We start from the raw sequence: 3806 nt of genomic DNA on the forward strand, positions 1-3806 counted from the left end.
CATTACCCCACAACAAGCCCCCGGCCCCGCCGGCCTGCCCGGTGCCTGGCGCCCCATTGGCACCGTCACCGATCAACGGACGCCCCAACAAGATCTGCGTCGGCGCATTGATCACACCCAGGATCTGCTCCTCCAACGTCTCAAGCGGCGATGCGGTCGCCGCGGCGTTGGCCGCCTCCGCGCTGGCAAACGCGCGCCCGGCAGTGGTCAGCGCCCGAGCAAACTGCTCATGAAACGCCGTCGCCTGCGCGCCGAGCGCCTGATACTCCTGCGCGTGCATGCCGAACAACGCCGCGATCCCTTCGGACACCTCATCGGCGGCTGCCGCCAACACGGTCGTCGTCGAACTCGCCGCCGTCGCATTGGCCGTATTGATTGCCGACCCAAGACCCGCCAAATCCGATGCAGCCCTCACCAGCATGTCCGGAGCCACACTCACAAACGACATCTCAAACCTCCCACGAAGCCAAGCCTCGGCCAACACACGCCTGGTGAGTCGGACACAAAAGATGCCCGCCCTCACAACCCGGCTCAAGATGCAAACCGCAACGAGACTTGAAAACAGTTGTGCAAAGTGCACCTTTGGTGCTAACCAGCGACGCGGCGGTTACCAAGCGCCTGCGGCAGATGCCGACGTGATCGACGAGGCCCCGCATCGGCTCGATGAGTCGATGCGCCGTCATACCAGGCCACCCCGCGCGGGATTAGCTCGCTCGTCAACTCGAAAACGATCAGCGTTGGTACCACGTCCGTGGTGAAATGCTGGCCCGCGAAGGCAGATACGCTGCGGCGGTTCGCATGAGCGGCAACGGTGGCCTCGGCGCCTCGCTGGGCACGACTGGCGCCAACGGCGCCGCCGGGCTAGCCCTCTCCAATCAGGCTGTGCTAGATGTCATTAACGCGCCCACCCAGGCGCCGCTGGGACGCCCGTTGATCGGCGACGGCGCCAACGGGATTCCCGGGACCGGAGCTAACGGCGGCGTCGGACAGACCGTCGGCGGGACCGGCGGCCTCGGCGGCAACGCCGCTGCCCTCTTCGGCACCGGCGGGGCCGGCGGAGCGGGTGGGGTCGGCGTTAGTACCGGCGGCACCGGTGGGACCGGCGGCAACGCAGGCGCACTGTTTGGCACCGGCGGGTTCGGTGGCGCGGGCGGCAACGCCCGCGGACTGGTCGGCAACGGCGGGGCCGGCGGTGACGGCGGCTTCGGTGCGGGCGCCGGCGGCAACGGCGGGGTCGGAGGCACCGCCGCACAGATCGGCAACGGCGGTAACGGTGGCGCGGGCGGGATCACCCTGGCAGCACAGCAAGGCGGCAGCGGCGGCAAGGGCGGCAACGCGCAGCTGATCGGCACCGGCGGCAACGGCGGTAACCGCGGGCTGGGCACCCCACCGGGTGGGGCGGGTGCCGGCGGCGCCGGTGGGTTGTTGGGCCAGAACGGAACGGATGGGCGCTGACACCGGTCACCCCGACCCCGAACCTCTGATCGCGTTGGTCGACAATCGACACAAGATCAACGTGTCAAAGGAGACATAGTCATGGCTGAAGCGGTCATCGTCGAGGCAGTGCGCTCACCAGTCGGCAAGCGCAACGGCGGATTGTCCGGGGTACACCCGGCCGATCTGTCCGCGCAGGTACTCAACGGATTGGTCACCAAGGCCGGCATCGACCCCGAGCTCGTCGAGGACGTGATCTGGGGCTGCGTCATGCAGGCCGGCGAACAGGCCCTCGACATCGGGCGCACAGCGGTGCTCGCGGCGGGCTGGCCCGAGACCGTTCCGGGGGTGACCGTCGATCGCCAATGCGGGTCGAGTCAGCAGTCCATACATTTCGCCGCGGCGGGTGTGGTGGCCGGCCACTACGACGTCGTCGTGGCCGGTGGTGTGGAGTCGATGTCACGCACCCCGATGGGTGCGTCGCTGGCCAACGGCGGACGGCCGTATCCGGAGGCGTTTATGACGCGCTATCAGGGCAGGGTGCCGAACCAGGGCCTGGGCGCGGAGATGATCGCCGAGCAGTGGGGCTTCGACCGCCTGGCGCTTGACGAATTCTCCCTGGGATCACACGAAAAGGCTGCTGCTGCACAGGATTCCGGTGCATTCGATGACCAGATTGTGGGCATCAAAGACCAAGACGGCAATATCGTCCTCAAGGACGAAGGCATCCGCCGCGGCACCCCGATGGAGAAGATGGCGTCGCTGAAGCCGGCGTTCAAAGAGGACGGCGTGATCCACGCCGGAAACTCTTCGCAGATTTCCGACGGCTCCGCCGCACTGCTGTTCATGTCCGCCGAGAAGGCTAAGTCGCTGGGGATAAAGCCGATTGCCAAGGTGCACACCGCAACTCTGGCCGGGGCCGACCCGGTGATCATGCTGACCGCTCCCATCCCCGCTACCCAGAAGGTACTCAAGCGGTCCGGATTGAGCATCGACGAGATCGGGGCGTACGAGGTCAACGAGGCGTTCGCGCCGGTGCCGCTTGCTTGGCTGAAGGACATCGGAGCCGATGAGAAGAAGCTCAATCCCAACGGCGGCGCGATCGCGCTCGGGCACCCACTCGGTGGTTCGGGTGCGCGGTTGATGACGACGTTGCTATACCACATGCGGGACAAGGGAATTCGCTACGGCCTGCAGACCATGTGTGAAGGCGGCGGTCAGGCCAACGCGACCATCGTCGAGCTGCTGTGACAGAAGCAAACGGTCAACCCGCAGCGCTGGTCGAGCGCCGCGACAATGTAATGGTCATCACGATCAACCGGCCCGAAGCCCGCAATGCCATCAACGGTGCCGTCAGCATCGCCGTCGGGGACGCGCTCCACGAAGCCCAGCACGATCCCAACGTAAGGGCCGTGGTGATCACCGGCGCCGGTGACAAATCATTTTGCGCCGGGGCTGATCTCAAGGCGATCTCGCGACGGGAGAACATCTACCACCCCGACCACAGCGAGTGGGGTTTCGCAGGTTACGTGCACCACTTCATCGACAAGCCCACCATCGCCGCGGTCAACGGCACGGCATTGGGCGGCGGAACCGAACTGGCGCTCGCTAGTGACCTGGTGGTGGCCGACGAGCGCGCCAAATTCGGGCTGCCGGAGGTCAAACGGGGACTGATCGCCGCCGCCGGTGGTGTTTTCCGGATCGTGAACCAACTGCCCCGCAAAGTGGGGATGGAACTACTGTTGACCGGCGAGCCGCTCACCGCAACCGACGCCTATGAATGGGGCCTGATCAACCAGGTCGTCAAGGAGGGCTCGGTCCTGGATGCGGCCCTGGCGTTGGCCGCGCGGGTGACCGTGAACGCTCCGCTGTCGGTACAGGCCAGCAAGCGCATCGCCTACGGCGTCGACGACGGCGTCATCACCGACGAGGAAGCAAGCTGGGAGCGGACCGTGCGCGAGATGCGCACCCTGATCAGATCCGAGGACGCCAAGGAGGGGCCGTTGGCGTTCGCCGAGAAACGGGAACCGGTCTGGAAGGCACGCTAACTGTCAGTCGGTGCGCCGCTACGGTAAGCCGTCGATTCCGGGTTGGCCCAAGAGCAGGCCCGGCTCACCGTGGGTGCCACCCTTACCGCCGGTAGCGGGTGTTGGACCGGGCCCACCGTTGCCACCATTGCCGCCGTCGCCGATCAAGACCGCGCTACCGCCCTGACCACCGTCACCACCGACGGTATTGCCCTCACCGCCAGCGCCGCCGGCCCCGCCGTTGCCCAGCAGCTGACCGCCCCTGCCGCCGGCCCCGCCAGCGCCACCCACGCTGCTGAAGCTCGTTCCGCCGGCTCCGCCGCTGCCGCCGCTACCGAGTAGGAC

At 66.9% G+C, this 3806-nt stretch carries 4 protein-coding genes and 1 pseudogene; 3 read left to right on the forward strand and 2 right to left on the reverse strand.

Annotated features, from left to right (window positions below; translation table 11 throughout):
* On the reverse strand, positions 1-448 hold a 448-nt coding region (locus MSIMFI_RS13245; protein ID WP_191497547.1), incomplete at its 3' end, for a PE family protein.
* A 350-nt stretch (positions 449-798) separates the two neighbouring features.
* Between MSIMFI_RS13245 and MSIMFI_RS28940 the strand changes: the two genes are divergently transcribed.
* The 3 genes from MSIMFI_RS28940 (at position 799) to MSIMFI_RS13260 (ending at position 3482) form a co-directional block, all read left to right on the forward strand.
* Complete coding sequence (locus tag MSIMFI_RS28940) at positions 799-1455, forward strand: PE-PGRS family protein (protein ID WP_191497548.1); 657 nt, start codon at positions 799-801, stop codon at positions 1453-1455.
* Positions 1456-1536: 81 nt separating this feature from the next.
* A complete protein-coding gene (locus MSIMFI_RS13255; RefSeq protein ID WP_191497549.1) occupies positions 1537-2685 on the forward strand; it encodes a thiolase family protein in 1149 nt (382 codons plus the stop codon).
* On the forward strand, positions 2682-3482 hold the full coding sequence (locus tag MSIMFI_RS13260; RefSeq protein ID WP_191497550.1) for a crotonase/enoyl-CoA hydratase family protein: 801 nt from the start codon (positions 2682-2684) through the stop codon (positions 3480-3482). Before MSIMFI_RS13255 ends, MSIMFI_RS13260 begins: the two co-directional genes overlap by 4 nt.
* Positions 3483-3509: 27 nt before the next feature.
* Here the strand turns inward: MSIMFI_RS13260 and MSIMFI_RS13265 are convergent.
* Positions 3510-3806, reverse strand: a pseudogene (locus MSIMFI_RS13265) (PE-PGRS family protein); the annotation flags it as partial.

The sequence above is a fragment of the Mycobacterium simulans genome (assembly GCF_900232995.1).
Lineage (GTDB): Bacteria > Actinomycetota > Actinomycetes > Mycobacteriales > Mycobacteriaceae > Mycobacterium > Mycobacterium simulans.

Excerpts from the sequence above, each read along its gene's own strand:
- MSIMFI_RS28940 (WP_191497548.1), top strand. The coding sequence starts at position 799 with ATGAGCGGCAACGGTGGCCTCGGCGCCTCGCTGGGCACGACTGGCGCC.
- MSIMFI_RS13255 (WP_191497549.1), top strand. The coding sequence starts at position 1,537 with ATGGCTGAAGCGGTCATCGTCGAGGCAGTGCGCTCACCAGTCGGCAAG.